The organism is Rhizobium rosettiformans W3 (assembly GCF_004912135.1).
Classification (GTDB): domain Bacteria; phylum Pseudomonadota; class Alphaproteobacteria; order Rhizobiales; family Rhizobiaceae; genus Allorhizobium; species Allorhizobium rosettiformans.
Genome location: NZ_STGU01000001.1, coordinates 184,593 through 209,592, shown reverse-complemented (window position 1 = coordinate 209,592; position 25,000 = coordinate 184,593). Strand labels below are relative to the sequence as shown.

Genomic DNA, 25,000 nt, shown 5'->3' with positions numbered 1-25,000 from the left:
ATAGAAAGGCCGGCGACGCCGCCAGCCTTTCAGTGCACCAGGCGACAGAACTCAGTCTTCTTCTTGGAAGACTTCTTCGCGCTTCTTCTTCACGCTCGGGAGGAAGACGACGATGAGCACTGCCAGCGCGATCAAGAGCAGCGTTGCACTGATCGGACGCGTGATGAAGGTCGTCGGATCGCCCCGCGACAGGATCATGGCGCGGCGCAGATTCTCTTCAAGCAGCGGACCAAGAACGAACCCGAGCAGCAAAGGGGCCGGCTCGCAACGAAGCTTGACCAGCGCGTAGCCGATGAGTCCGAAGAAAGCGACGGCATAGAGGTCGTAGATATTGCCGTTGACGCTGTAGACCCCGATCGAGCAGAAGGCCATGATGATCGGGAAGAGGACGTAATACGGGATGGTCAGAAGTTTAACCCACAGCCCGATCAACGGCAGGTTCAAGACCAGCAGCATCAGGTTGCCGATCCACATCGAGGCGATGATGCCCCAAAACAACGCCGGCTGTTCAGTGGCGACATTTGGGCCGGGCACAATTCCCTGGATGATCATCGCACCCACCATCAGCGCCATGACAGGATTGGCCGGAATACCGAGGGTCAGCAGAGGAATGAATGAGGTCTGCGCACCCGCATTATTGGCTGACTCGGGACCTGCTACACCTTCAATCGCACCGTGACCAAACTCCTGCGGGTTTTTCGCCATGCGTTTTTCGACGGTGTATGAGGCGAAGGAGGCGAGGATAGCGCCGCCACCCGGCAGGATTCCGAGGGCTGAGCCGATACCCGTACCGCGCAGCACCGGCCCAACCAGACGCCTGAAATCCTCGCGTGTGGGCATGAGCCCGCTGACCTTGGTCATCAGGACAGTCCGATTGCGATCACTTTCCAGGTTTCGGAGGATTTCGGCGATGCCGAAGACGCCGACCGCGACCGCGACAAAATTGAGGCCATCTGCATATTCCGTGATGCCCATCGTGAAGCGAGGCGTGCCGGAATAGATGTCCGTGCCGACAAGACCGAGCAGGAGGCCCAGTGCGACCATGGCCAGCGCCTTGATGATCGAACCATGTGCGAGCGCGATTGAGGAGACGAGACCGACAATCATCAAAGAGAAGTATTCGGCGGCGCCGAACTCCAGCGCGATGGCAGTCAGTGGCGGTGCGAAGATCGCGACCAGAAAAGTGGAGACAGTGCCAGCAAAGAACGAGCCGATTGCGGCGATGGCAAGTGCTGCTCCTGCGCGCCGTAGTAGATGCCGGCCAGCATGATGAGCGAGGAGACGGGCTCCAGCTGGAAGGTGATCGGCAGCAGCATGGCGATCGTCGCAGTCGCACCGATACCGGGGAGAACACCGATCAGGGTTCCCAGGATGACCCCGATGAGGCAGAAGAAGAGGTTCTCGACGGAGCCGGCCGTCGAAAAGCCGAGGGCCAGATTACTGATGAAGTCCATGGCTGTGCGTCCTCAGAACCGGAACCAAGGGCCGAAGCGTTCGAAGGGCAGGCCGAGGCCGTAGCTGAACACGAGGACCGAGAAAAGCGTGATGCCCGTAGCAAGCGCAAGTGCGGCTGGCACGCGCAGTCGCTCGGAAGCGAAGCTTGCAATGAAGGCGGCAACGAACAGTGCGGGTACGAAGCCGGCCCCGCGCACGAGCAGGCCAAACACGATCGGCGCTGGCAGAATGAACAACATGCCACGCCAGGCGATAGCGCCGATAACCTCGCCCGTGACCTTCACGGACTGAACAAGAATAACGATGCCGAGCAGGGTTAGGACGCCTGCAAGGACCAGCGGAAAGTAACCCGGCCCCATACGGAACGCGGTTCCGAGTTCCAACGACAAGGATTGAATGGCGAAGAAGAGGCCAAACCCGATGAACAGCAGACCACACAGGAGGTTTGCCGTGTCGAAGCGTAAGGATTTCATAATGTCCCCCGACAAAACACGCGGACGGCCAGAGGAATCCCGACCGACGCCAAAAAGCGCGGACCCGATCACGAAACCGGGTCCGCCTGAAGCTTTTCTCGATCAGTCGGCGTACTGACCAGCTGCCTCGATGACAGGCTTCCAGCGGGCGATCTCACCTTCGAGCTTGGCCTTCAGAGCCTCAGGTGTGACATCTGCCTCTGGCGACGGAGCGGTCCCGAGCTCGGCGAAGCGTGCCACGACATTCTCGTCCTTGAGCGCTTTTTGCAACGACGCGGTTAGCTTTTCGATCGCCTCCGGCGGAGTGCCCTTCGGGGTATAGACGCCGTGCCAGATACCGACCTGGAAGTCATTGAGACCGCCTTCGGCTGCTGTTGGGACATCGGGCAGGACCGACAGACGTTCCGGCGAGGTGACCGCATAGGCCTTGATTGTGCCACCCTGGATCTGCTTCGTCGTGTTGGTGGTCTGGTCACACATGATGTCCACCTGGCCGCCGAGCAGGTCGGTCATGGCAGGTCCGGTACCCTTGTACGGCACGGTGACGAGAGAGGTCTCGATCTGGCTCATGAACAGCATGCCGCACAAGTGCGAGGCAGCGCCGATGCCGGCATTCGCAACCGTGACCTGATCCTTGTTGGCCTTAACGTATTCGACCAGTCCCTTGAGATCGGCAGGCTCGAAGTCCTTACGCGCGACGATGGTCATCGGAACTTCGGTGACAAGGCCGACGTAGTCGAAAGCATTGAGCGGATCATAGGCGAGCTTGCGGTAGAGAGTTGCACTGGTCGCCATTCCGATGTGGTGCAAGAGCACGGTGTAACCATCCGGCTCCGCACTGGCGACACGACCAGCACCCAGGGTTCCGCCAGCACCGCCGACATTCTCGACGAGCACCTGCTGACCCAGATCCTTGGACATTGACTCGGCAACGAGACGCGCGACGGTATCCGTCGGGCCGCCTGCTGCGAACGGGACCACCATGGTGATCGAACGCTCGGGGTAGGTCTGGGCAGACGCGGATGCTGCGATAAAGGTTGCCGTAATGGCGGTCGCGCTGAAGAGCGACTTGAAGAAAGTCATGAAAGCCTCCCGGTTGAATATATCCTGCCGGTTCGGCTCCTCCCGCCGGCACTGGATGGGAGAGATCTTGTCCAGGTGCACTGACCTCACAATCAGGACGTATCGCGACTATCGATCTTTTCTCACACGTCGCACCGCAGCATGGGTAGATTCCCGCCCAAGCGCGAGAAAACATGTGTGGATCTCCACCCATTCCCGCACGCCGAGGTCTGGCGAAATCTCTAATCCCGAGCATCAAGGGCAAGACTCTTGTCTAGCCCGTACTTCTGCATCTTTTCATAAAGGGTCTTGCGCGATATTCCGAGCTGCTCATAGACCGGCCGCAGCGCCCCACCATGGGCTGTGATAGCATTCGCAATCAATTGCTTTTCATAAGCCGCAACCTTGTCCGCAAGGCGCGAATGAATAGTTTCAAAACCTGCCGAACTATCGAGCCCGGTCTCGATGCCGAGGACCAGCCGGTCGGCAGCGTTTCGGAGCTCGCGTACATTGCCCGGCCAATCGCGCTCGGCAATTTCCGACAGGATTTCCGGATCGACTTCCATGTCGTCGCGGCCGTAGCGGGCGCAGGCCTCGCGCACCAGGTGGAGGAAGAGCAGCGGAATATCCGGCCGTCGCTGCGCAAGCGACGGAACGCGCAGCGTCACGACGTTGAGGCGGTAGAAAAGGTCTGCGCGGAAACGTCCGGCTGCGACCTCGCTTTCGAGATCCACCTTGCTCGTCGCAAGAAAGCGAACATCGAGCGGCACCGTCTCGTTAGACCCAAGCCGCGTGATCGTCCGTTCCTGGAGGACGCGCAAAAACTTCGCCTGAAGATCGAATGGCATCGAGCCGATTTCATCGAGCAGAATCGTGCCGCCACGCCCATGTTCGAACTTGCCGTAGCGGGCGCGGATTGCGCCGGGAAATGCACCCGCTTCATGGCCGAAGAGCTCGCTCTCGATCAGTGTCTCCGGCAGCGAGGCGCAGTTGATCGCGAGAAACGGCCCCTTCGATCGCGCGCTGACATCATGAAGGCTGCGCGCCACAACCTCCTTGCCCGCACCCGTTTCGCCGATGATCAGCGCATCCGCCTCCGTCGCACCGATCGCGCGAACGCGGTAGCGCAGATCGACCATGATGGGCGTGCGCCCCGGAAGCCTGGTCTCGATATCGTCCCGCTTGCCCGCGACCGCCCGAAGCCGCCGGTTTTCCAGGACAAGTGACCGGCGGTCGAGCGCATGACGCACAACGCCGGCCAAGGCCTGGCTCGCGAACGGCTTTTCGATGAAGTCGTAGGCGCCTTCCCGCATTGCCTTGACCGCCAGCTGCACCTCGCCGTGACCGGTCAACAGAATGACCGGGATCTCGTGATCGAGCTCCCGGATCCGGTGCAGCAGCGTCATTCCATCCATGCCCGGCATGCGAATGTCGGACACGACGACACCATCGAAGCCGAAACCGACACGCGAGAGGATTTCTTCGCCCGAGGAGAAGGCCTTGACCTGCAGGCCGTGCAGTTCGAGCGCCTGGCTGGTGGAGAAGCGCAGCTCCTCCTCGTCATCGACGAGCAAGACCTGTCCTGAACTCATTCCGCCGCCTCGTTCAATGCTTCCGCTTCCAGGAGTTCGATGCGGAAGAGTGCGCCTCCGCCCTCTCGCTGCCCGACCGTCAGGCTGCCGCCGAAATCCTTGATGATGTTGTAGGAAATCGAAAGCCCGAGACCAAGCCCCTTGCCCACGCCCTTGGTGGTGAAGAAGGGATCGAAGATGCGCTCGACAATGGCTGGGGGCACGCCGGGACCGCGGTCGGCGATTTCGATCACCACCCGCCCCTGCTCCCGCCGCGCCGTAAGCGCGATCTCTCGATCGTCGAGACCTTCCACCGCGTCGCAGGCATTGGTCAGGATGTTGACCAGCACCTGCTGAAGACGAACCGGCCCGCCCTTCACCGGCGGCAAGCCCGGATCGAAATGGAGCGAGAGGCTGGCATCGGCGGTTCCGAGCCGGGCAGAGACGATCTCCAGCGTTTCGCGCACCACTTCTTCGATCGAAATCGGCCCAAGCTTCTCGTTCGGTTTGCGCGCGAAATTGCGCAGGTGCCGCGAGATCGAAGCCATCCGGTCGATCAGGCTGGAAATGCGGCCCAGATTGTCGCGCGCTTCCGATACCCTGTTCCGGTCGATCAGCATCGTCGCGCTATCGGCATAGGTCTTGGCCGCAGCCAGCGGCTGGTTGAACTCGTGCGACAGGGCAGCCGACATCTGGCCGAGGCCGGCAAGCTTGCCAGCCTGAATGAGATCCGCCTGGGTCTGCCGCAATTGCAGGTTCACGCGCGCCAGATCCGCCGTCCGCTCTTCGACCCGGCGCTCGAGTTCGGCCTGAGCCTCGATCTGCATATGCATCTGTTCCTGCAGCCGGGCGCGTCGCTGGATGACGACGGCCAGCCCGAGGCCGAAGAGGCAAAGCGAGAGCAGAATGGCAATGAGCGTGGTGCGGGCCTGTGCATGGATGGTGCCCGTGTCGAAGAGCACTTTCACGGTCCAGTCGGCGTCCGGCATATATTGCTCGAGCACCAGATACTCGCGCTTTCCATCATCCTGCGTGACGGTCATCAGGAGATGGTCGTCCAGCGCGCCGCGCTTGATCGGCAATTCCCGCAGAACGGCGTCGGAATAGCGTCGGGAGGCGCTTGTCCGCTCCAGCCGCTCGGGCGTGAGCGGCAGCACCGAGGCATAAAGCCATTCCGGATTGCCGGTCATGAAGATGATGCCCTCGGGGTCGTGGACGAGGATCTTGTATTCGCCACCCCGCCAGGACGTCTCGATGTCCTCGATATCGACCTTGAAGGCGATGACGCCGCGCACGGCGCCGTTCACCTCGATCGGTGAGGAGAAATAGTAGCCGCGCTTCGCCGAAGTCGTTCCGAGCGCATAGAAGCGCGCCTGCTTGCCGGCGGCCGCTTCGTAGAAATAGGGGCGATAGCTGAAGTTCTCGCCGACGAAGCTCGCCGTTCCGTCGAAATTGCTGGCTGCAATCGTGTTGCCGTCCATCGTCATCACATAGATGTCGGAGGATTCGAGCAGCGCGTTGATCTCCTTGAGATAATAATTGGCCGCGTCCCGAAGCGCCGGATTGGCGGGGTCGAGCACCAGCTCCTTCATGTCATCGTGATCCGCGATCAGCGCCGGCAAGGTCTCATAGCGGCTGAGATGACCGGCAAGGGCCGACGCCGCAAGCCGCAGGGCGCTGTTGGCCTGCAGCGAGGCTTCTTCCATGACATTGCGCGTGATCAGCCGATTGCCGACGGTGAGCAAGGCAAGGCTCGCAGCCATCAGAACCACGACGAGCGCGATGATCATGCGCCGGGCCGCGGCCAGTCGCCGTGCGGGTGGTACCAATCCGATCGTCAAATCTGCGCTCCTCCGTGAGGGAAGGATAGCGGCCCAAAAGCGGCTTTCCAAGCCGGCTTGCCATTACGGTCTGTCAGGCACGAAAAAACCGCCGGCCTGACATGACCGGCGGCTTGTGGTGGAATGGCGCGGCTTCGCAATCAGGCAGCGCGATGCGCAGGCGCCGACGACTGGCGGCGGGTTTCCGGCGCGAGCTTGAACTGGTTGACGAGCTGCATCAGTGCATCTGCCTCGTCCGCCAGCTGGCGGGTCGCGGCATTGGTTTCCTCGACCATGGCGGCATTCCGCTGGGTCATCTGATCCATCTCGTTGACGGAGGAATTGACCTCGGCCAGCGCATTCGACTGGTCGCGGCTCGCCATGGCAATGACCGAGACGCGGTCGGCGACGGTGATGATATTGGCCGAGATCTCGGCAAGCACTGCGCCTGTCTGCTGCACGAGTTTCGCACCGGAAGAGACTTCCGTGCTCGACTTGTGGATCAGGTCCTTGATCTGCTGGGCAGCACCGGCCGAACGCTGGGCAAGTTCACGCACTTCCTGGGCAACGACGGCAAAACCCTTGCCGGCTTCTCCGGCACGGGCGGCTTCGATGCCGGCATTGAGCGCCAGGAGATTGGTCTGGAAGGCAATCTCGTCGATCACGTCGATGATCTGGACGATCTGGGCTGAGGCATCCTCGATCCGCCCCATCGCGTCGATCGCATTCGCAACGACCGTGGACGAGGTATCGGCCCGGCCCTTGGTGTCGGCCACGATGCTGTTGGCCTCTTCGGCCCGCTCCGCCGAGGACTTGACGGTCACCGTAATTTCGTCGACCGCGGCCGCCGTCTCCTCGAGCGAGGCCGCCTGCTGCTCTGTGCGCTTGGCGAGCTGGTCTGCCGCGCTGCTCATCTCGGCAGCATTGCGCTGGATCATGTAGGTGTTCGAGCGGATCTGCGTCATCGTGCTCTGCAGATGTTCCAGCGACTGGTTGAAGTCGTTGCGCAGCTGCTCGAGGCGACCATGGAACGGTGTGTCGATGGTCTCGGAAATGTCGCCCTTCGCCAGGCGACCGAGACCGGACGCCAGCGAATTCACGGCAAACTCGATCTGGCGGTCGATTTCCTGCTTCTCGAGATCGTTGCGACGGCGCTCTTCATCCGCCTGGGCACGTTCGGCCTCGCTGCGGCTTTCGATTTCGATCTTCGACAGCGCATTCTGCTTGAAGACGCCAAGGGCGCGCGCCATTTCGCCGATCTCATCGACGCGGGCTTCACCAGTGATCTTGGTGTCGAGCACGCCTTCGGCGAGGCGACGCATGGCGCCGGTGATCTGGCCGATCGGCCCCTTGAAGGTGAGCACCAGACCGATGCCGGCGAAGATTGAGATGAGAATGCCGATCCCGGTGGCACCGATGGAGATCGAGTTCGCCTCCTGGCGCTCCTGGCCTGCCGAGACCTTCTGCATCTCCGCAAAGGTTGTCAGCTGCTTCCAGATTTCATTGAGCTCGGCACCGGCGCGGTCATAGCTGATCTTGCGGTCTTCGCTGACCTTGACGAATTCGGCGCTGGCCGCCGTCATCTGGTCGACGACAGGCGCAAGGGTCTGCGCCGCGGAAACGAGATCCGGCTGATCGGCTGCGGTCTTTTCAAGAGCCGCCATAGCAGTCTTCAGCGCTGCAAACTGGTTCTCGAGCAGCGCCCTGTTTTCTTCCGTCGGGGCCAGCAGGAAGCGGGCCATCATGATCTGCAGGCCATACCCGGCCGATTGCAGGCTGCGTCCATCGGCGATGACGGCCTGTGCCTTGGCAAGCGGCGCGTCGAGCTCACCGAACTTGATCGTCGCGTCCTTCATCTTCTGCTGGGCGGCAAGCCCGAGATAGGCGTTGAGCTGCGTGAAGTTGCGCAGCTTGCCGGCGACATCGGTGACGGCCGCCTCGGACCGGTCCCCGCCCGCAAGTGCGGTCTTCAGTTCACCGCCGATCTTGTCGAGCGTCTTGGCGGCAGACTGGTTCGCCTTCGGAAGGACGGCCGCCAGCACCTGCTGACGCGCGATGATTTCATCGATCCGGCCGGCGATGACGGCAAATTTCTCGTCCGGGGTCTTGGCCTTGGTGAAGGCGGAATTGGTTTCGGTCAGGAAGGTGCCGGTGCTGCGAATGCTTTCGGCATCGCGCAGCATGGTCTTGGCGGCCGCGTCGTCGGCCTGCACGGCCTCGTCGAGCGTCACCATGGCGGTTGCGATCTGATCCTGGAAGGCCACGATCTGGCCGGTGCCCGTCTGCAGCGACTGCACAAGCCCGGTTTGTGCGGCATGCAGGCTCCAGAGGGTCTCGATATGTGCGGAGACGTCATCGATCCGCTTCTGCGCCTCTTCGAGTTCGCCGCGACCGTCGGCGTCGGCAGGAAGCTGGGCGAGCGTCGCCGCCAGATCCCGCTTCTGCTGCTCGAGCCGGCCCGTCAGGTCGGCCTTGGCTGCATCCGTGGTGTCGGCGAGGAAACTGTTCATCGAGGCGGAGACGTCGCGGAAGCCGCTTAGCGATTTGAGCACGCTGTTGGAAATCTCGATCCGGCCTTGCAGCAGACCGGAGGCATAGAGCCCCGTGAATCCGACGGCGGAAATGCTGATGACGAAGGGCAGAATGAAGATCAGCACCTTCGTCTGGATGTTAAAGCGCGACAATATACGGTCAATGAACACGGTTTCAGTCTCCTCCGACATTGACGAACAGCATTTTCATGTTCGTCGACGTCCATGCGTGAATCCTATGAAAGATGGACAAGGAAGACTAAAATGAGCTTAATGAGATGCGTCTTATTAAAGTCGCAGACGCAACTAATTCGCTGTGCAGACATCTCGGGATGCGCAATCTTTAGTAGCAAACAAAGCACGTGAACATGCATCCGGGATGGATGATCCCGGATGTCACTTCGATGGCTCCTCGCCGCCGGCCGAGGGCGGGCTCAGCGTATGTGCTCGACCGACGCTACCCTATCACATCCCCACAATTCAGCTTGCGGCCTTCCGCTCGGCATCCGATGCAGCACCCGCTCGGACATCCGTCCAGCCGAGATTGCCGGCATAGCGCCAGGCCATCTGCCCCTGCTCGTCGAGCGTGAAGAGGTGCAGCCAGCCATTGTCGAAGAGGGCGCGCACCTGGGCATGCCGCTTCAGGATGTCTGATATCGCCTCCTTCGGAGCCTCGACGGCAACGGTCAGGCGCAGCGGCTCGTGGACGAAATTCTCCCCGTCATGCACCGACTGCCAGGGAAGCCCGGCGCGCATATTGCCGCCATTGCCCTCCACGACACCGATGCCACCGACGATATTGTGCAAGAGCTTGTTGCCGGCACCGAAGAGCGAGGGCGCAACGCAGGAGCCGAAATACTGCAGGCTGATCCAGGTCGCCACGACGACGGGAGCCGTCAGGATGAGTTCGAGGATCTTGAAGCCCTCATCCTTCTTCCACACATAGTCGTGCAGGAAGGCCTGGCCTTCCAGTGAGCGACCAGCCGTCCGTGAGCGCGGTGCCGCGATGAAGGCACGGCAGCCCGCAAGCCCGAGCTCGGGCCGCACTTCCGACCAGTCGCGGCTGCGCGCGATGACGCTCTCCGCCGTCGCCCGAGGCAGACGCCGCGCCCGCTCGGCCCGCGTCAGGCGGCCGGCCTGCGCAAGCCACTGGCGGATGCGGACGATATCCTCCGCTGCGAGGTCATTTTCCAGATCGTCTTCGAACAGCGTCACGCTATCCGTCGTCGTATCGTGCAGGCCACCGAGGAAGACGGTATCAGCCGGGATGTTGATCCCGTTCACCGCCAGCTTTTCCCGCACGGCGCGATCATTGAGCAGATCGGCCAGCAGACGCGCGTTGACATCGCCCGCATACCCGCCACAGGCGCCGCAGTGAAGGGCACTGGCATAGGGGTTGTTGACCACATTCGCCCCATGACCGGCGATCAGCACGAAACGGCCGAAACCTTCGGTCAGCGACATGGCCTTCAGCACTGTTTCGGCAACCACGGCACGGGTGTCCAGATCGAGGCTCGGCGCAAAGCGCGGCTTGGCGGTGTCTGGACCTTTGCCCTTGTGGAAGCCGAGACCATCCCGCATCAGCTTGCCGGCATAAACGGGGCCCGTGGCTTCCACGAAGGCGAAAGAGGAGACGGCAGCGAGCTTGAATCGACCCCAGGCGCGGGTGGCACGCGCGCTGAAGCGAGCCTGCTGATCGGCGTCCTCGTCATGATCGACCGCACTGCAGCTGAAGACGGAGGGCTTCAGGAGAACCGGCAGACGATGCTCCGCAACGTCGGAGGCAAAGCCCTTGTGGCTGGCGCCGAGACCGAAGAAGCCGGCAAAACCGAGCGTGCGGACAGCAGGATCAACACTTTCGAGCGCGCGCCGGAAGACTTCCGAGCGCACGTCGATGCAAAAGGCCGCCTGCAGCACTGGCCGCAACTCGGCGACCTTGACCGTCGAAGGTGCCGCGAGCTTTGCAGCAAGCTTCCTTTGTGTGGCCCGCTCCGCCGCCATCTGCAGCAGCCCGTCGATGGTGGTGCCGAAATCCGGACTGACCGGCTCGGCATGAACACGCCGCACCTGCTGCCACTCGCTTTCGATGGCGGTCTTGTGCTGGGCATAGAGCGCCTCTTCGAAGACAAGCCGGATCGCCAGCAGCTCGAGCGCAGTCATATCCGTGCGGCCTTCGACCTCCGCCTTGAACTGGATGTGGCGCGCATACTGGGCCCAGCCAGCGACAGTCAGCAGAAGCTGATGGAAATAGGTGCCGGGTTCAGCGCCAAGACCAAGCGAAACGGCTGCCCGCTCGATCGCCCCATGCGGCGTCTCCGGCGTTTCGTCGACATGAATGCTGAAGCCCTTCAGCCCCAGGATTTCCGGCGTCAGGTCATGGGTGGCAAAGGCGCGCCAGGCGGCATAGAGACCGTTGCGCCGGGATGCGGCCCAGAGTGCCTGCCCCTGGTCGAAGAAGCCGGCCGCAAACGTCCCGATCCGCTCGGACACGAGCCCCGGCCAATCCTTGCCCGTGGCCCGTGCGGCAAGCTCCGCAACGGTCGGGAGCGCGGCAACCGCCTGTGGCTCTTCGGCAAGGGCAGCCTTCAGGGCCGGCAGATCGATCTGGTTGAACAGCGTGCTTGACTGAAGTGCGGCGACCAGATCCTCATCCGTGATCTCGCCCTTGGCGATCAGGTCGGCATAGTGCTTGCGCGGCAGAGCCAGCCGGACGCCACCGATCCGGGCCAGCCGGGCTGCGGTATGTTCCAGTGTCTCGCTGATCTGGCCGAGGAAGGGATTGACGGCAACGGTCGCCGTCAGCGGCCAGGCCGGCGGGATCGCCCGCACAGCCTGATCTGCCGCCCGGGCAAGCGCTTCGCCATGCAGGGTGTCCACTGTGGTCATCTCGGTCATCGGTTCACTCCTTGACGGAAGCAGGCGTTGCGGAGGTGGTGCGCGGAAGCGTCCAGCCACCCAGCAGGCGATCGAAGAGGGCATTCACATAGAGGCCGTTGGCGAGATGGACGCGCAGGCCCGCAGCCGCCGGATGATAGGCCCAGAGCGGGAAGAGCGACTGGGCGACGGCGACCACGCCGAAGGTGACGACGGCAAGCAGCATCAGCGTCCATTCCAATGGCCCTGGCTGCGGGGTGGCCGGCAGCGTGCCGAGCATCAGCTTGTCGGAGATGCGCTGCAGGGCGAAGTAGGCCGTGGCTGCAGAGATCGAACAGAGCGAGGTCCGCCAGGTGAGAGCCCGGGGAGCCGCATCCGCCAGGCCTTGCGCGATGAGATAGGCGACGCCGAAGATCAGGATCGCACCGAGTGCCAGCGCCTGTGGCCGCTTGTCGGCAAAGCCGAAGAGCACACCGATGACGGCATAGATGGCCAGCGCCAGCAGGAAGGCGCGCCCGACCGCCTTGGCATTCGGGATCGCGACCGGACCGGGGCGCCGGATCGACGCGACCGTTTCGATGGCCGAGCCGGAGGCGAGGAAGGCGTGGGCCTTGTATAGCGAGTGGGCGACGATGTGCAGCAGTGCGATCGGGAAGAGAGCCAGACCACATTGCAGGATCATGAAGCCCATCTGCGCGACCGTGGACCAGGCGAGCGAGGTCTTCACCGCCGACTGGGTGAGCATCACGAGACTGCCGAACAGCGCCGTGAAGCCGCCGATCATGACCAGCACCGCCAGCACCACCGGCGCCTGCAGCATGACATCGGCAAAGCGGATCAGGAGGAAGCCGCCGGCATTGACGACACCGGCATGCAGGAGGGCAGAAACCGGGGTCGGCGTTTCCATCACTTCCGTCAGCCATCCATGGGTCGGGAACTGGGCGGACTTGAGCAGTGCGGCGACAGCAAGCAGTGCGGCGGCCGCGATGGTCAGCGGCAGCCCCTCGCCTTCCCGTGCGGCAGCAAGGATGGTGGCGATGTCGCCGGTGCCGAAGGAAATGGCGAGCAGGATGACAGCGCCGATCAGGGCGGCATCACCGGTGCGCGAGACGATGAATTTCTTGCGCGCGGCGCGCTGGGCGGCGATCCGCTCGGGGTAGAAGAGCAGCAGTTGATGCAGGAGAAGACTGGTTGCGACCCAGCCGATGACAAGCTGCAGCAGCGAGCCCGACTGGACGAGGAGCAGGACGGCAGCGAGGGTCGCCGTCATCCAGCCGGTGAACGGGCCCTGCCGTGCTTCCCCGTCGAGGAAGGTGCCCGCATAGCGCAGCACCACCCAGCCGATGAAGGAGACGAGCAGCAGCATCACCAGGCTGACCAGATCGAGCCGCGAGGCAAGCGCGAAGTAGCTGTAGCCGATCGCCGGGCTCGTCCCTGGACCTTGGAGATAAAGGACCACACCGGACAGGATCGCGACGACGATCGATCCGAGCGCGGCGAATTCAGCAACGCGGATGGCAAGACGCGGGCGGAGCCCCGGCGCCTTGAATGCATAATAGGACGTACCGGCAAGCAGCAGCGGTGCAAGAAGCGGCAGCATATGGATCACGTGATGTCTCCGGGCTGGGCCGCTGCTTGGGAGGAGGCAGCGGCGATCTCACAGACCTGTTATCAGCGGCGTGATCGCAAGAAAAATTCATTGTTTCTCTAAATTCGTTCTATAAAATAGAACCATGGCCGAGCTGAACTATCACCATCTGCGTTACTTCCGCGCCGTCGCCCATGACGGCAACCTCACGCGCACGGCGGAGCGGCTGAACCTGTCGCAATCCGCTCTCTCGATCCAGATCAAGCAGTTGGAAGAGCGGTTGGGCCATTCGCTCTTCGAGCGCCGCGGGCGCCAGCTCTATCTGACGGAAGCCGGCCGCATCGCGCTCGACCATGCCGACACCATCTTTTCGGCCGGTGAGGAACTGGTCGAGACGCTGAAGGAAACCGGCAGAACCCGCCGCGCGATCCGCATCGGCGCGCTCGCCACCCTCTCCCGCAACTTCCAGATGGAGTTCCTCCGCCCGATCCTCGGACGCTCGGACGTCGACATGATCCTGCGCTCTGGTAGCACCAGCGAGCTTCTCGGCGCGCTCGAAGCGCTGAACCTCGACATCGTCCTGCTCAACCAGGCGCCGATGGCGGATTCGGTCACGCCCTTCATTGCCCAGCACGTCTATCAGCAGCGCGTCAGCCTGATCGGCAAACCAACCTACGGCAAGCCCGGCGCGACGCTTGCCGACCTGCTTGGCGAGCATCCCGTCATCCTGCCGACGCTGGAAAGCGGCGTGCGCTCGCAATTCGAAGCCCTCGTCGCGCGGCTCGGTATCAATCCGCAGATCGCGGCCGAAGTCGACGACATGGCGATGATGCGTCTTCTCGCCCGCGAAGGGGCGGGTCTTGCCGTTCTGCCGCCGATCGTCGTCAAGGTCGAGCTCGAAGCCGGCACGCTGGTCGAATTCGATGCCCTGCCCGGCATGATCGAATCCTTCTTTGCCGTGACCGTAAAGCGGCGTTTCCCCAATCCGCTGATCCGGCCATTGCTGGAAGCGAGCGAAGACGGCAAAACCGCCGGCGGCTGAACAACGTAAAGCTCAAACGCATCAGGCATTTGAGAAGGGCATCGCGTGAAGACATCCATCGCCATCATCGGGGCCGGTATTGCTGGCATCACGCTCGCCCGCAATCTCTCCGCTCACGCCGATGTCACCGTGTTCGAAAAGAGCCGAGGCCTCGGCGGCCGGATGGCAAACCGGCGCCGCGAGGGCTTTGCCTTCGACCACGGCGCCCAGTATTTCACCGCGCGCTCGCCGGCATTCAAGGCGACCGCGGAAAGCGCCGCAGCAGGCGGTCATGCCGGCATCTGGCCGAAGGCAGTGCACACGCTGAAGGCAGACGGCCTTGTGAGCGACACGCGCCCGCCGGAGCCGCGCTATGTCGGCACTCCCGCCATGAGCGCGTTTGCCCATGGATTGGCTGAAGGGCTCCACATCCGCAAGGAAGCCACCGTGGCGGAGATTGTCTCTGCCGATGCAGGCTGGGCGCTCGGCGACAACGACGGCAACGATCTTGGCCGCTTCGACCTCGTCATCTCCACCGCCCCCGCTCCGCAGACCGGCCGGCTGATGCCAGAGACTTTCAGCGGTCATGCCGCCCTCAACGCTGCCGAAATGAGCGGCTGCTTCACCCTGATGATCGGCTTGCAGGCGCCACTCGACCTCGGCTTCGAGGCTGCCCGCATCGAGGATGACGTCCTGAGCTGGATCGCCGTTGAAACGAGCAAGCCAGGGCGGCCCGCAAAAACTGCGCTCACCATTCACAGCCGCAACGACTGGGCCGAAGCCAATCTGGAGCGCGACCGTGATGCCGTGAAAAGCGAGATGCTCCAATCCCTCGACCGTCTCCTCGGCAAAGATTTCTCGACTGCTCCATGGCTCGATTTGCACCGCTGGCGTTATGCCAATGTCGAGAAACCCATTGGCCAGCCCTATCTGTTTGACGCAAGCCTTGGCCTCGGCGCCTGCGGCGACTGGTGTCTCGGCAACCGGGTCGAAGCGGCCGTGGAGAGCGCTCAGGCGCTGTCGCAACTGCTGACCCAACGCCTGCAAGGAGCTTGATATGTACCGCGATCCGACGCTCACCAAACTCCTGACCTATTCCGGCGCCTTGCCCTTCTGGGTGCTCGGCCTCGCCCAGGTGCTCGGCTATCAACCCGCCCTCGCTGCTCAGGCCTTCATCGCCTATGGGTCCGGGATCGCCTGCTTCATGGCGGGCACCCTGTGGAGCCAGGCACAGATCCGCGCCCAGGATCCGAGGATCATGCTGATCGGAAGCAATGTCGCCGCATTAATGGCGATCAGCGGACTTCTTGTCTTCCCGCTCGCGCCTGTCATCACGATGGCACTGCATGTGATGGTCTTTCTCGGCCTGTTGGCTGCCGACCTCAACATTCACCGCAGAGGTGACCAGCCCGCCTGGTATCTGGCGCTTCGGCGCAACGTCACCCTGTTGGTGATCGCAGCCTATGCGGTGGTCATGATCCTGACATGAGATTTTTTTGTTCCATGCTGTAAGATCGGGATCGCAACGCGCGACAAAGGTGAGCGTGCTATGTGACGCACGGGATCTTGGCAGGCGCGGACGATGTCCGGGGGATCATGATGAGGAATGTGGGTGAGCACGAATTGAACGGTGGGACGAGTGCGGCGGCACCGTTTCTCGCCGATGCGGTCTATATGGCGGAACTGCGCGAGCGCATGCTGAAATTCGCAAGCCTTCAGCTGGCCGATCCGGGCCTGGCCGAAGATGCGGTGCAGGAAGCGCTCGCAGGTGCGCTCCGAAACGCCAAGGCTTTTGCCGGTCGCTCCGCCTTTCGCACCTGGGTCTTCGCCATCCTGCGCAACAAGATCGCCGATCAGATCCGCTTCAAGCGTCGACAGTCGCAGATGATTGCCATGCCGCTTGGCCATTTTCCGGATGAGGACGAACCCCGTTATTTCGACGCCAAGGGTCACTGGGCTCCGGAAAACCGGCCAAGTGACTGGGGCAATCCGGAGATCGAGCTCCTGGGCAAGGACTTCTGGCGCGTCTTCGAAGCCTGCCTCGATCATCTGCCACCGGATCAGGGCCGAGTCTTCATGATGCGGGAATTCGTCGAGATGGAGACATCAGAGATCTGTGCGGAGGTCGGCATCACCACCACCAATCTGCATGTCCTCATGCATCGTGCCCGGCTACGGCTGCGCAACTGCCTAGAAGGCCACTGGTTCGCGCCGAAGGAGAGCCTGTCATGATGTGTGAAAACGCAACGAAACTGGCTTCCGATGAGCTGGACCGAGGCCTTTCCATCCGTGAGACCGTCGGCCTCCGGCTGCATCTGATGAAGTGCGGTGCCTGCTCGGGCTTTGCCAAGCAAATCGGGGTGTTGCGCAAGGCGACCCGTCGCTATGTCGCGACAGACGCATCGGATCCGGGCGAGCGCTGATCAGCGGTCACCCATCTCCTCGACCGATTGGAGGAGATCGATGGCCAGTCGTGTCGAAGCCCCCGCAGCGATCGCCATCTGCGGCAGGATCATCCATTCGAGCGTCCACGCAGCGCCCGATCGCTCCTGCTCGTGCACCAGCGCCTGATGCAGGCCGGAGATCTGCACGGCATTGAACCGCGCCAGCGTGACGAGGACCTCGGCCTTCACCGGATTGCGCTTGTGCGGCATGGCGGAAGATGCACCGCCACCCCCAATGACCGCCGTACCATTGTCCGCCATCAGCGCGAGATCTTGACCGATCTTGCCCAGACTGCCGGTGACCTGGGAGAACAAGCCGCCGATCTCGGCGATCACCGCCCGCTGGCTGTGCCACTGCGGCCGGTCCGACAGCTTCAGGATGTCCGACAGTCGCGCGCGAACCGCGACAGCCTTGTCGCCGAGCTTCTCCAGCGTACCGGCAGCACCGCCGAACTGCAGCGGCAGACCAGCCAAAAGCATCTCCTGAACAGCCGCCTGATGGCCGACAAGCGGCGTTTTCCAGCTCGACAACCGATCGGAAACACGGATCGGGATCGCCGCTTGCATGCGGGTACGGCCCATCAGCGACTTGCCACCGAACCGCCCGTTCAGACCGTCGAGGGCTGCGATGACGGCGCCGAGGCGCTGATCGAGTATCGATAGAACTGTCGTCAGCCGGAGCATCAGGCCCGTATCGATGGCGTCCTGGCTGGTGGCACCGAAGTGGAGATCCTTGCCCGCCTCTCCCAGTGCCGCCCGCCATTGTCGCGCGAGTTCTGGAATGACCACGCCATCACGCCCGATCGACTGCTTGAGCGCCTCGATATCCGCCGTGAACGTCTCCTGCAAAGCGGCGATCGTGGTAGGTGCAGCGCCAGGGATCAGCCCTTCTGCGGCTTCTGCGTCGGCAAGTGCCACCTCGAAACGCAACATGGCGGAGAGTTCGGCAACGGCCGCGAACTGCGCGCCGATTTCCTCGTCGCCGAGCAGGCCGGAGAGGATCGGATGGTCGAAGACGGATGCGGTCATGCTGTAATCGAGGCCCTTCTCAGATATCGAAGAAGACCGTCTCCTTCTCACCCTGCAGGTGGATGTCGAAGTGATAGGTCGAACCGTCACGCTGCGCAATCAGCGTCGGCACACGCACCCGGTGCTCGATGCGCGCAAGGATCGGATCCTCGGCATTGGCTGCTTCTTCATCGGCGAAATAAAGACGCGTGTTGAGACCGAGATTGATGCCGCGCGCGACGATCCAGAAGGAGATATGCGGGGCCATCAACCGGCCATCGCGAAACGGCACCCGGCCCGGCTTGATCGTCTCGAACCGATATTCGCCAGTCGTGAGATCACACGGGCAGCGGCCCCAGCCGGTGAAGTTCGGGTCGGCACTGCCGCGCGTCTCCGACGGACTGTTGTAAAACCCCTCGGCATCCGCCTGCCAGATTTCGATCAGCGCATCCTTGAGCGGCGTGCCCGTACCGTCGATCACGCGGCCGGTCACCGTGATGCGCTCGCCGCGCGTCTTGTCGTTGACCATGGCAGTGCCGAGATCAGCCGGATAGACGCCCTCGATGTCGGCGAAGTTCGGCGTGAGACCGATATGGACGTAAGGGCCCGCCGTTTGGCTGGCACTTTCCTTGAGGTAGCCGAGATCCTGGACCATCAGTTGCCCTCCATGCGATTTTCAAACAATGTCGAACGGCGCCCGCGCAGCACGATGTCGAACTTGTAGGCGCGCGCATCCATCGGAATGGTGGCCGACCAATCGAGCGCGGCGACGAGCTGCTCGATGGCCGCACGGTCCGGGATCGTCAGCACGATCGGACATTTCCAGATCATCGGATCGCCCTCGAAATACATCTGGGTGATCAGGCGCTGCGAGAAGCCATGGCCGAAGATCGAGAAATGGATATGCGCCGGCCGCCAGTCGTTGACCCCGTTCGGCCAGGGGTAAGGACCGGGCTTGATCGTGCGGAAGGCGTAGTAGCCGTTCTCGTCGGTGATCGTGCGCCCGCAGCCACCGAAATTCGGGTCGAGCGGTGCGAGATAGCTTTCCTTCTTGTGGCGATAGCGCCCGCCGGCATTGGCCTGCCAGAACTCGATGAGTGCGCCCGGCACAGGCCGCCCGCGCTCGTCGAGCACGCGGCCATGCACGATGATCCGCTCGCCGATCGCGCTCTCGCCGGGCTTGGCGAAATTGTGGATCAGGTCGTTGTCGAGCTCACCCAGCATGGAGTGACCAAAAACCGGGCCGGTGATTTCGGACTTGGTGCCATCAAGCGACAGAAGCGCCTTCTGCGGCGAGCGCAGGACAGAGGTCTTGTAGGTCGGCGTATAGGCCGGCGGATGCCAGTTGCGGTCGCGCGGGAAGAAGGCGCCTGTTTCCGGCTTCTTGTTCGACAGGTCAGTCATGGCTCCCTCCCCCGGTCTCGCCGGCATCCATCTTATCAAACACGTGCTTGGCGATCTTGAAAGCCCTGTTGGCGGCGGGAACCCCGGCGTAAACAGCAACATGCATCAAGGCTTCCGTGACATCCTCACGGCTGGCACCTGTATTCGCCGTCGCCCGCACATGCATGGCGACTTCCTCGTCGTGACCGAGTGCTGCGAGAAGCGCGATCGTGATCATCGACCGCTCGCGAGGGCTGATACCGGGACGCGACCAGACCGTACCCCATGCACCCTCGGTGATCATCTCCTGGAAGGGCTGATCAAACGGCGTCGCAGAGGAGGACGCACGATCGACATGCGCATCACCGAGCACACGCCGGCGGGTCGCCATACCCTGCCGATAGCGATCTGAAGGACTACGGGCATCAGCCATGGGCTGCCTCTCCTGAGATGACGGGCGCGAGAAAGGCCTCGATGATTGTGGTAAGCATTTCCGGCTGCTCCACGCAGGGAATGTGGCCGGCGTCCTTGATGACTTCATAGCGGGCGCGCGGGATAAGCTTCGCCAGTGAAAGAACAAGCTCAGGTGGCGTCGCCCCATCCTGATCGCCGACGACGCAGAGCGTTGGAACGGCAATTTCGCCGGCGGCGGCGGTGTAATCGGCATCGCGGATCGCAGCACAGGTGCCGGTGTAACCCTCGACTGGTTGCCGCAGCATCATGTTGCGATAGCCTGGAAAGGCGGAATCGCTTTCGCGGAAGGCCGGCGTGAACCAGCGCTCCATCACACCATCGACGATCCCATCAAGACCGCTCTCATCGATGGCGGCGATGCGGGCGGCCCACATGTCTGCCGTGCCGATCTTGTGAGCCGTATCGCAAAGGATCAGCGCTTTCACCAGATCGGGGCGGCGGACATAAAGCCCCTGGGCGATCAGCCCGCCGACGGAGAGCCCGCAGACAACGGCATCGCTCACCTTCAGATGCTCGAGCAACCCGATCAGATCATCGACATGGTCTTCGATTGAGTACGGGGCCTGGCCGACATCCGAAAGACCATGGCCACGCTTGTCATAGGTGAGCAGCGGGTAACTGCCGGCGAGCCGCACGATCACGTCGCGCCAGATGCGGAAGTCCGTTCCCAGCGAATTGATGAAGACGATGACGGGCTTGTTGCCCGCCCCACCAATGATCTGGTGATGCAGGCTGACGCCGTTGACCTGAACGAACTGCACGGGATCCTCCTCCGTTGCCTCCATATTGCTCATGCGATTTGGTTAGGTAAAATGATGTTTTCCACGAAACACCTAACCGTAGGGTTATGCTTTCATGATCGACAACCGGGTGAAGTTTCGCCACCTGCAGACCTTCGTCGAAGTTTCGCGCCAGAAAAGCGTCATGAAAGCGGCGGAGCTCCTGCATGTCAGCCAGCCTGCAGTGACCAAGACGATCCGCGAACTGGAGGAGGTTTTGGGCGTCGCCGTCTTCGAAAAGGACGGTCGCGGCATCCGCATTACCCGCTACGGCGAAGCCTTTCTCAAACACGCAGGCGCCGCTCTGACCGCGCTCCGCCAGGGCTTCGATTCCGTGTCGCACGCCCTGCATGCCGACGCCCCGCCGATCCGCGTCGGCGCGCTGCCGACAGTCTCGACCCGTATTATTCCACAGGCGATGACGCTGTTTCTGAAAGAGGACGTGCCGGCCCGCATCAAGATCGTCACGGGCGAAAACGCCGTCCTGCTCGAACAGCTTCGGGTCGGAGACCTCGATCTCGTGGTCGGACGTCTCGCGGCCCCCGAGCAGATGACGGGCTTTTCCTTCGAGCACCTGTATTCCGAACAGGTTGTCTTCTGCGTCCGCGCCGGCCACCCGCTTCTGTCAGCGGGGTCGGATCTGTTTGGTGAACTCGAACGCTACCCTGTGTTGATGCCGACACGGGCTTCGATCATCCGGCCTTTCGTGGAACGTTTCCTGATCGCCAACGGCATTTCTGGCCTGCCAACGCAGATCGAGACGGTCTCCGACAGTTTCGGCCGCGCCTTCGTGCGCCAGACAGATGCAATCTGGATTATTTCCACCGGTGTCGTCGCGACCGATATCGCGGATGGGACGCTGGCGGCACTTCCGATCGACACCAGCGAGACCAAGGGACCGGTCGGGCTAACGGTCCGGGCGGACGCCATCCCCTCCATGCCGCTCGCCCTTCTGATGCGCACCATCCGCGAGGCAGCAGCAGAAGCAGCAAAATCCTAATGGTCAGTGCAGCAGCGGCCTAAGCCTCGCCTGCATCTCCAGCATCGCCGGCAAACACTGGGAAGGCAGATCGGCGGCAGGCAGGATGGCAGCCGGCGCACCGACATTGATGGCAGCCACCACCCGGCCCCGATCGTTGCGGACAGGAATGGCAATCGAACAGAGACCGATCTCCAGCTCCTGGTCGATCACAGCGTAACCCTGCTGCCGAACCTTGGCGATCTCCTCTTTCAGCAAACGAGGATCGGTGATGGTACGCGGTGTATTTGCCGTCAGCGGGGACGCCTGAAGGATGGCGTCGACTTCGGCGTCAGAAAGCGCTGCCAGCAGCACTCGCCCCATCGAGGCGCTGTACGCCGGCAATCGCGACCCAGGCATCAGGTTGATCGACATGACCCTCTTCTGGGCGGCACGGGCGATGTAGACGATTTCGGTATTATCGAGGATCGAAGCCGAAGCGCTGTGGCCGACGCGTTCCGACAATTGATCGAGATGCGGTTGCAGCAGAACCGGCAGTGGTGTGGCAGACAGCCAGGCATGGCCGATCCGCAGGATCTTCGGCGTCAGCGAGAAGAACTTCCCATCGTAGTCGGCATAACCCAGTTCGGCGAGTGTCAGCAGGCAGCGCCGAGCCGTCGCCCGGTCGAGCCCGCTGATGTCAGAGGCATCCGTGATGCTGAGCCGCTGACGATCAGGCCCGAAGGCTTCGAGCACCTTCAGCCCCTTGGCAAAACCACCCATCAGGTCCCGCTCTCCGACCGCCATATCCACTCCGTATTGTGCGATTATCGAACAAATATCAATTATCGCACAAACCGCTTGCTGTCGATGGTGGAGCGGACCTATTTGTTGGCGAGGCGCGGCATGTCCGCAGCCAGAGGAAACGGGAGTTCCCATGGACAAGACAATTGCAAGCCTGGCGGATGCGGTGGCCGAGATCGGCGACGGCGCAACCGTCATGATCGGCGGTTTCGGCGGCTCCGGCGCGCCGATCGAACTCATTCACGCACTGATCGACAAGGGCCCGAAGAACCTGACGGTCATCAACAACAACGCCGGCAACGGCCGCATCGGCATTGCCGCGATGATCGACGCCGGTCTCGTGAAGAAGATGATCTGCTCCTTCCCGCGCTCGTCTGATCCCCGCGCCTTCACCGATCGCTATTTGGCTGGCGAGATTGAGCTGGAACTGGTGCCGCAAGGCACCCTGGCCGAGCGCATTCGCGCTGGCGGCGCCGGCATCCCGGCCTTCTACACCCCGACAGGCTTCGGCACGGAACTGGCCGAGGGCAAGGTGATTGCGGAGTTCGATGGCCGCAAATACGTCCAGGAACGCTGGCTGAAGGCCGACTTCGCCATCGTCAAGGCGCATCTCGGCGATACCATGGGCAACCTGACCTACAGGATGGCCGGCCGCAACTTCAATCCGCTGATGTGCATGGCCGCCGCCAAGACCATCGCCCAGGTTTCGAAGATCGTGAAGCCAGGCGAGATCGATCCCGAGCAGGTGATCACCCCCGGTATCTTTGTCGATGGCGTCGTTGAAGTCGCCAACCCGCAACAGGAAGAAGAGCTCATCCGAGCCGGAGTGGCCTACGCATGACCGACGCACCAGCCATTGACACCCGCGAGGACATCAAGCTCTCCAACGCCCAGATCGCCTGGCGCGCCGCCCAGGACATCGCCGACGGCGCCTATGTCAACCTCGGCATCGGCTTTCCGGAAATGGTTGCCAAGTTCCAGCCGGAAGGGCGACAGGCCATCTTCCATACCGAGAACGGCGTGCTGAATTTCGGCGAGGCACCGCCTGCCGGCGAAGAGGACTGGGATCTGATCAATGCCGGCAAAAAGGCGATTACCCTGAAGCCGGGCTCCGCCTTCTTCCACCATGCCGACAGCTTCGCCATGGTCCGCGGCGGCCATCTCGATGTCGCGATCCTCGGCGCCTATCAGGTGGCCGAAAACGGTGACCTCGCCAATTGGCGCGTCGGCTCCAAGGGTGTTCCCGCCGTTGGCGGCGCCATGGATCTGGTGCATGGCGCAAAGCAGGTTGTCGTCATCACCGAACACGTCACCAAGGATGGCAAGCCGAAGCTCGTAGAACGCTGCACCTTTCCGCTCACAGGCGTCGGCTGCATCACCCGCGTCTATACGAGCCATGCCGTGATCGACATCGTCGATGGCAAGTTCGTCGTACGCGAAAAGCTTGCCGCGATGACCATGGACGAGCTGCAGGCCATGACCGGCGCTAAGCTGCATACCGACGGTCCGGTTGCCGACCTCGTCGTGCCGGCTCTCTGAGGAAATCCCAATGACCGAAGCCTTTATCTGCGATTACATCCGCACACCCATCGGCCGTTTCGGCGGCTCGCTCTCCTCCGTTCGGGCCGACGATCTCGGCGCAGTGCCACTGAAGGCGCTGATGGAGCGCCATGCCGGCATCGACTGGGAAGCCGTCGAGGACGTGATCTTCGGCTGCGCCAACCAAGCCGGCGAAGACAACCGCAACGTCGCCCGCATGTCGGCCCTGCTCGCCGGCCTGCCCGTCTCCGTCACCGGCACCACGATCAACCGCCTCTGCGGCTCCGGCATGGATGCCGTGATCACCGCCGCACGCGCCATCAAGTCCGGCGAAGCCGAGCTAATGATCGCAGGCGGCGTCGAAAGCATGAGCCGCGCGCCATTCGTCATGCCCAAGGCTGACACGGCGTTTTCCCGCAATGCAGAGATCTACGACACCACGATCGGCTGGCGCTTCGTCAATCCTCTGATGAAGAAGCAATACGGCGTCGATTCCATGCCGGAGACCGGCGACAATGTCGCGATCGATTTCAAGATCTCCCGCGAGGATCAGGATGCCTTTGCCGTGCGCAGCCAGGCTAAGGCGGCAGAAGCGCAAGCCAATGGCCGGCTGGCGAAGGAAATCGTTGCTGTCACCGTGCCGCAGCGCAAGGGTGACCCCGTGATCGTCGACCGCGACGAGCACCCGCGCGCGACATCGGTGGAAGCGCTCGCCAAGCTGAAGCCGGTCAACAAGATGGACGGTGCCACCGTCACCGCCGGCAATGCCTCCGGCGTCAATGACGGGGCCGCCGCCCTGATCATCGCTTCGGAAGCTGCGGTGAAGGAATATGGCCTCACCCCCATCGCCCGCATCCTGGGTGGTGCAACGGCAGGCGTTCCGCCGCGCATCATGGGCTTCGGCCCCGCGCCGGCCTCGAAGAAGCTGCTCGCCCGCCTCGGCCTGACGCAAGAGCAGATCGACGTGATCGAGCTGAACGAAGCCTTTGCATCTCAGGGCATCGCCACACTCCGCGATCTCGGCATCGCCGACGACGACCCGCGCGTCAACCGTAACGGTGGCGCGATTGCTCTTGGCCACCCGCTCGGCATGTCGGGCGCCCGCATCGCCGGAACCGCTGCTCTGGAGCTCAAGGAAACCGGCGGACGCTATGCGCTATCCACCATGTGCATCGGCGTCGGCCAGGGCATTGCGATTGCCCTGGAACGGGTCTGA

At 62.6% G+C, this 25,000-nt stretch carries 22 protein-coding genes and 1 pseudogene; 9 read left to right on the top strand and 14 right to left on the bottom strand.

Annotated elements, in window-relative coordinates:
* Positions 1–51: 51 nt before the first annotated feature.
* The 8 genes and pseudogenes from FAA86_RS00955 to FAA86_RS00920 all read right to left on the bottom strand — a co-directional run bounded on the left by FAA86_RS00955 (position 52) and on the right by FAA86_RS00920 (position 13,386).
* Positions 52–1,454: pseudogene (locus tag FAA86_RS00955) on the bottom strand (tripartite tricarboxylate transporter permease).
* Between the two features lie 12 nt (positions 1,455–1,466).
* On the bottom strand, positions 1,467–1,928 hold the full coding sequence (locus FAA86_RS00950; protein WP_113461854.1) for a tripartite tricarboxylate transporter TctB family protein: 462 nt from the start codon (positions 1,926–1,928) through the stop codon (positions 1,467–1,469).
* Positions 1,929–2,030: 102 nt separating this feature from the next.
* On the bottom strand, positions 2,031–3,011 hold the full coding sequence (locus tag FAA86_RS00945) for a tripartite tricarboxylate transporter substrate-binding protein (protein WP_136537955.1): 981 nt from the start codon (positions 3,009–3,011) through the stop codon (positions 2,031–2,033).
* Between the two features lie 221 nt (positions 3,012–3,232).
* The gene (locus FAA86_RS00940; protein ID WP_136537954.1) at positions 3,233–4,582 is read right to left on the bottom strand and encodes a sigma-54-dependent transcriptional regulator; all 1,350 of its coding nucleotides are present in this window, start codon (positions 4,580–4,582) and stop codon (positions 3,233–3,235) included.
* Positions 4,579–6,351 (bottom strand): sensor histidine kinase, encoded by a 1,773-nt coding sequence (locus FAA86_RS00935; protein ID WP_136538317.1) that lies wholly within the window; start codon positions 6,349–6,351, stop codon positions 4,579–4,581. The genes FAA86_RS00940 and FAA86_RS00935 overlap by 4 nt, the downstream gene beginning before the upstream one ends.
* A gap of 191 nt (positions 6,352–6,542) precedes the next feature.
* Positions 6,543–9,083: a methyl-accepting chemotaxis protein gene (locus tag FAA86_RS00930; RefSeq protein WP_136537953.1), complete on the bottom strand. Its 2,541-nt coding sequence runs from the start codon at positions 9,081–9,083 to the stop codon at positions 6,543–6,545.
* Positions 9,084–9,392: 309 nt separating this feature from the next.
* Entirely contained in the window at positions 9,393–11,807 is a 2,415-nt protein-coding gene (locus FAA86_RS00925) for a YbcC family protein (protein ID WP_136537952.1), read from the bottom strand.
* Positions 11,808–11,811: 4 nt separating this feature from the next.
* Positions 11,812–13,386, bottom strand: coding sequence for a proton-conducting transporter transmembrane domain-containing protein (locus FAA86_RS00920; protein ID WP_183954608.1), 1,575 nt, complete (start codon positions 13,384–13,386; stop codon positions 11,812–11,814).
* Positions 13,387–13,519: 133 nt separating this feature from the next.
* On the opposite strand from FAA86_RS00920, the gene FAA86_RS00915 reads away from it, so the two are divergent.
* From FAA86_RS00915 to FAA86_RS00895, 5 genes are all read left to right on the top strand, one after another.
* Positions 13,520–14,416: a LysR family transcriptional regulator gene (locus FAA86_RS00915; RefSeq protein WP_136537950.1), complete on the top strand. Its 897-nt coding sequence runs from the start codon at positions 13,520–13,522 to the stop codon at positions 14,414–14,416.
* 45 nt (positions 14,417–14,461) lie between these two features.
* On the top strand, positions 14,462–15,451 hold the full coding sequence (locus FAA86_RS00910; RefSeq protein WP_136537949.1) for an NAD(P)/FAD-dependent oxidoreductase: 990 nt from the start codon (positions 14,462–14,464) through the stop codon (positions 15,449–15,451).
* Position 15,452: 1 nt separating this feature from the next.
* Positions 15,453–15,884 (top strand): DUF3429 domain-containing protein, encoded by a 432-nt coding sequence (locus FAA86_RS00905; protein WP_136537948.1) that lies wholly within the window; start codon positions 15,453–15,455, stop codon positions 15,882–15,884.
* A 110-nt stretch (positions 15,885–15,994) separates the two neighbouring features.
* Positions 15,995–16,627, top strand: a complete 633-nt coding sequence (locus FAA86_RS00900) for a sigma-70 family RNA polymerase sigma factor (protein ID WP_136537947.1) — start codon at positions 15,995–15,997, stop codon at positions 16,625–16,627.
* Complete coding sequence (locus FAA86_RS00895; RefSeq protein WP_113375837.1) at positions 16,624–16,818, top strand: zf-HC2 domain-containing protein; 195 nt, start codon at positions 16,624–16,626, stop codon at positions 16,816–16,818. The genes FAA86_RS00900 and FAA86_RS00895 overlap by 4 nt, the downstream gene beginning before the upstream one ends.
* On the opposite strand, the gene FAA86_RS00890 is transcribed toward FAA86_RS00895, so the two are convergent.
* The 5 genes from FAA86_RS00890 to pcaD are packed head-to-tail and all read right to left on the bottom strand — an operon-like array spanning position 16,819 to position 20,465.
* Complete coding sequence (locus FAA86_RS00890; protein ID WP_136537946.1) at positions 16,819–17,868, bottom strand: 3-carboxy-cis,cis-muconate cycloisomerase; 1,050 nt, start codon at positions 17,866–17,868, stop codon at positions 16,819–16,821. It abuts the gene before it with no gap.
* A gap of 19 nt (positions 17,869–17,887) precedes the next feature.
* Positions 17,888–18,502, bottom strand: a complete 615-nt coding sequence (gene pcaG, locus FAA86_RS00885) for a protocatechuate 3,4-dioxygenase subunit alpha (RefSeq protein ID WP_136537945.1) — start codon at positions 18,500–18,502, stop codon at positions 17,888–17,890.
* Complete coding sequence (gene pcaH, locus FAA86_RS00880) at positions 18,502–19,251, bottom strand: protocatechuate 3,4-dioxygenase subunit beta (protein WP_113461867.1); 750 nt, start codon at positions 19,249–19,251, stop codon at positions 18,502–18,504. The genes pcaG and pcaH overlap by 1 nt, the downstream gene beginning before the upstream one ends.
* Positions 19,244–19,663 carry a 4-carboxymuconolactone decarboxylase gene (gene pcaC, locus FAA86_RS00875; protein WP_113375833.1) on the bottom strand — a complete coding sequence of 140 codons (420 nt, stop codon included), beginning with the start codon at positions 19,661–19,663 and terminating at the stop codon, positions 19,244–19,246. Before pcaC ends, pcaH begins: the two co-directional genes overlap by 8 nt.
* The gene (pcaD, locus tag FAA86_RS00870) at positions 19,656–20,465 is read right to left on the bottom strand and encodes a 3-oxoadipate enol-lactonase (protein WP_136537944.1); all 810 of its coding nucleotides are present in this window, start codon (positions 20,463–20,465) and stop codon (positions 19,656–19,658) included. Before pcaD ends, pcaC begins: the two co-directional genes overlap by 8 nt.
* Positions 20,466–20,559: 94 nt before the next feature.
* Between pcaD and pcaQ the strand changes: the two genes are divergently transcribed.
* Complete coding sequence (gene pcaQ, locus FAA86_RS00865) at positions 20,560–21,483, top strand: pca operon transcription factor PcaQ (RefSeq protein WP_136537943.1); 924 nt, start codon at positions 20,560–20,562, stop codon at positions 21,481–21,483.
* A gap of 3 nt (positions 21,484–21,486) precedes the next feature.
* On the opposite strand, the gene FAA86_RS00860 is transcribed toward pcaQ, so the two are convergent.
* Positions 21,487–22,248, bottom strand: coding sequence for an IclR family transcriptional regulator (locus FAA86_RS00860; protein WP_136537942.1), 762 nt, complete (start codon positions 22,246–22,248; stop codon positions 21,487–21,489).
* A 130-nt stretch (positions 22,249–22,378) separates the two neighbouring features.
* Between FAA86_RS00860 and FAA86_RS00855 the strand changes: the two genes are divergently transcribed.
* Genes FAA86_RS00855 through pcaF form a run of 3 tightly spaced genes read left to right on the top strand, consistent with a single transcriptional unit; the run spans position 22,379 to position 25,000 of the window.
* Positions 22,379–23,086 (top strand): 3-oxoacid CoA-transferase subunit A, encoded by a 708-nt coding sequence (locus tag FAA86_RS00855; protein WP_136537941.1) that lies wholly within the window; start codon positions 22,379–22,381, stop codon positions 23,084–23,086.
* The gene (locus tag FAA86_RS00850) at positions 23,083–23,784 is read left to right on the top strand and encodes a 3-oxoacid CoA-transferase subunit B (RefSeq protein ID WP_113461871.1); all 702 of its coding nucleotides are present in this window, start codon (positions 23,083–23,085) and stop codon (positions 23,782–23,784) included. Before FAA86_RS00855 ends, FAA86_RS00850 begins: the two co-directional genes overlap by 4 nt.
* Before the next feature lie 10 nt (positions 23,785–23,794).
* On the top strand, positions 23,795–25,000 hold the full coding sequence (pcaF, locus tag FAA86_RS00845; protein ID WP_136537940.1) for a 3-oxoadipyl-CoA thiolase: 1,206 nt from the start codon (positions 23,795–23,797) through the stop codon (positions 24,998–25,000).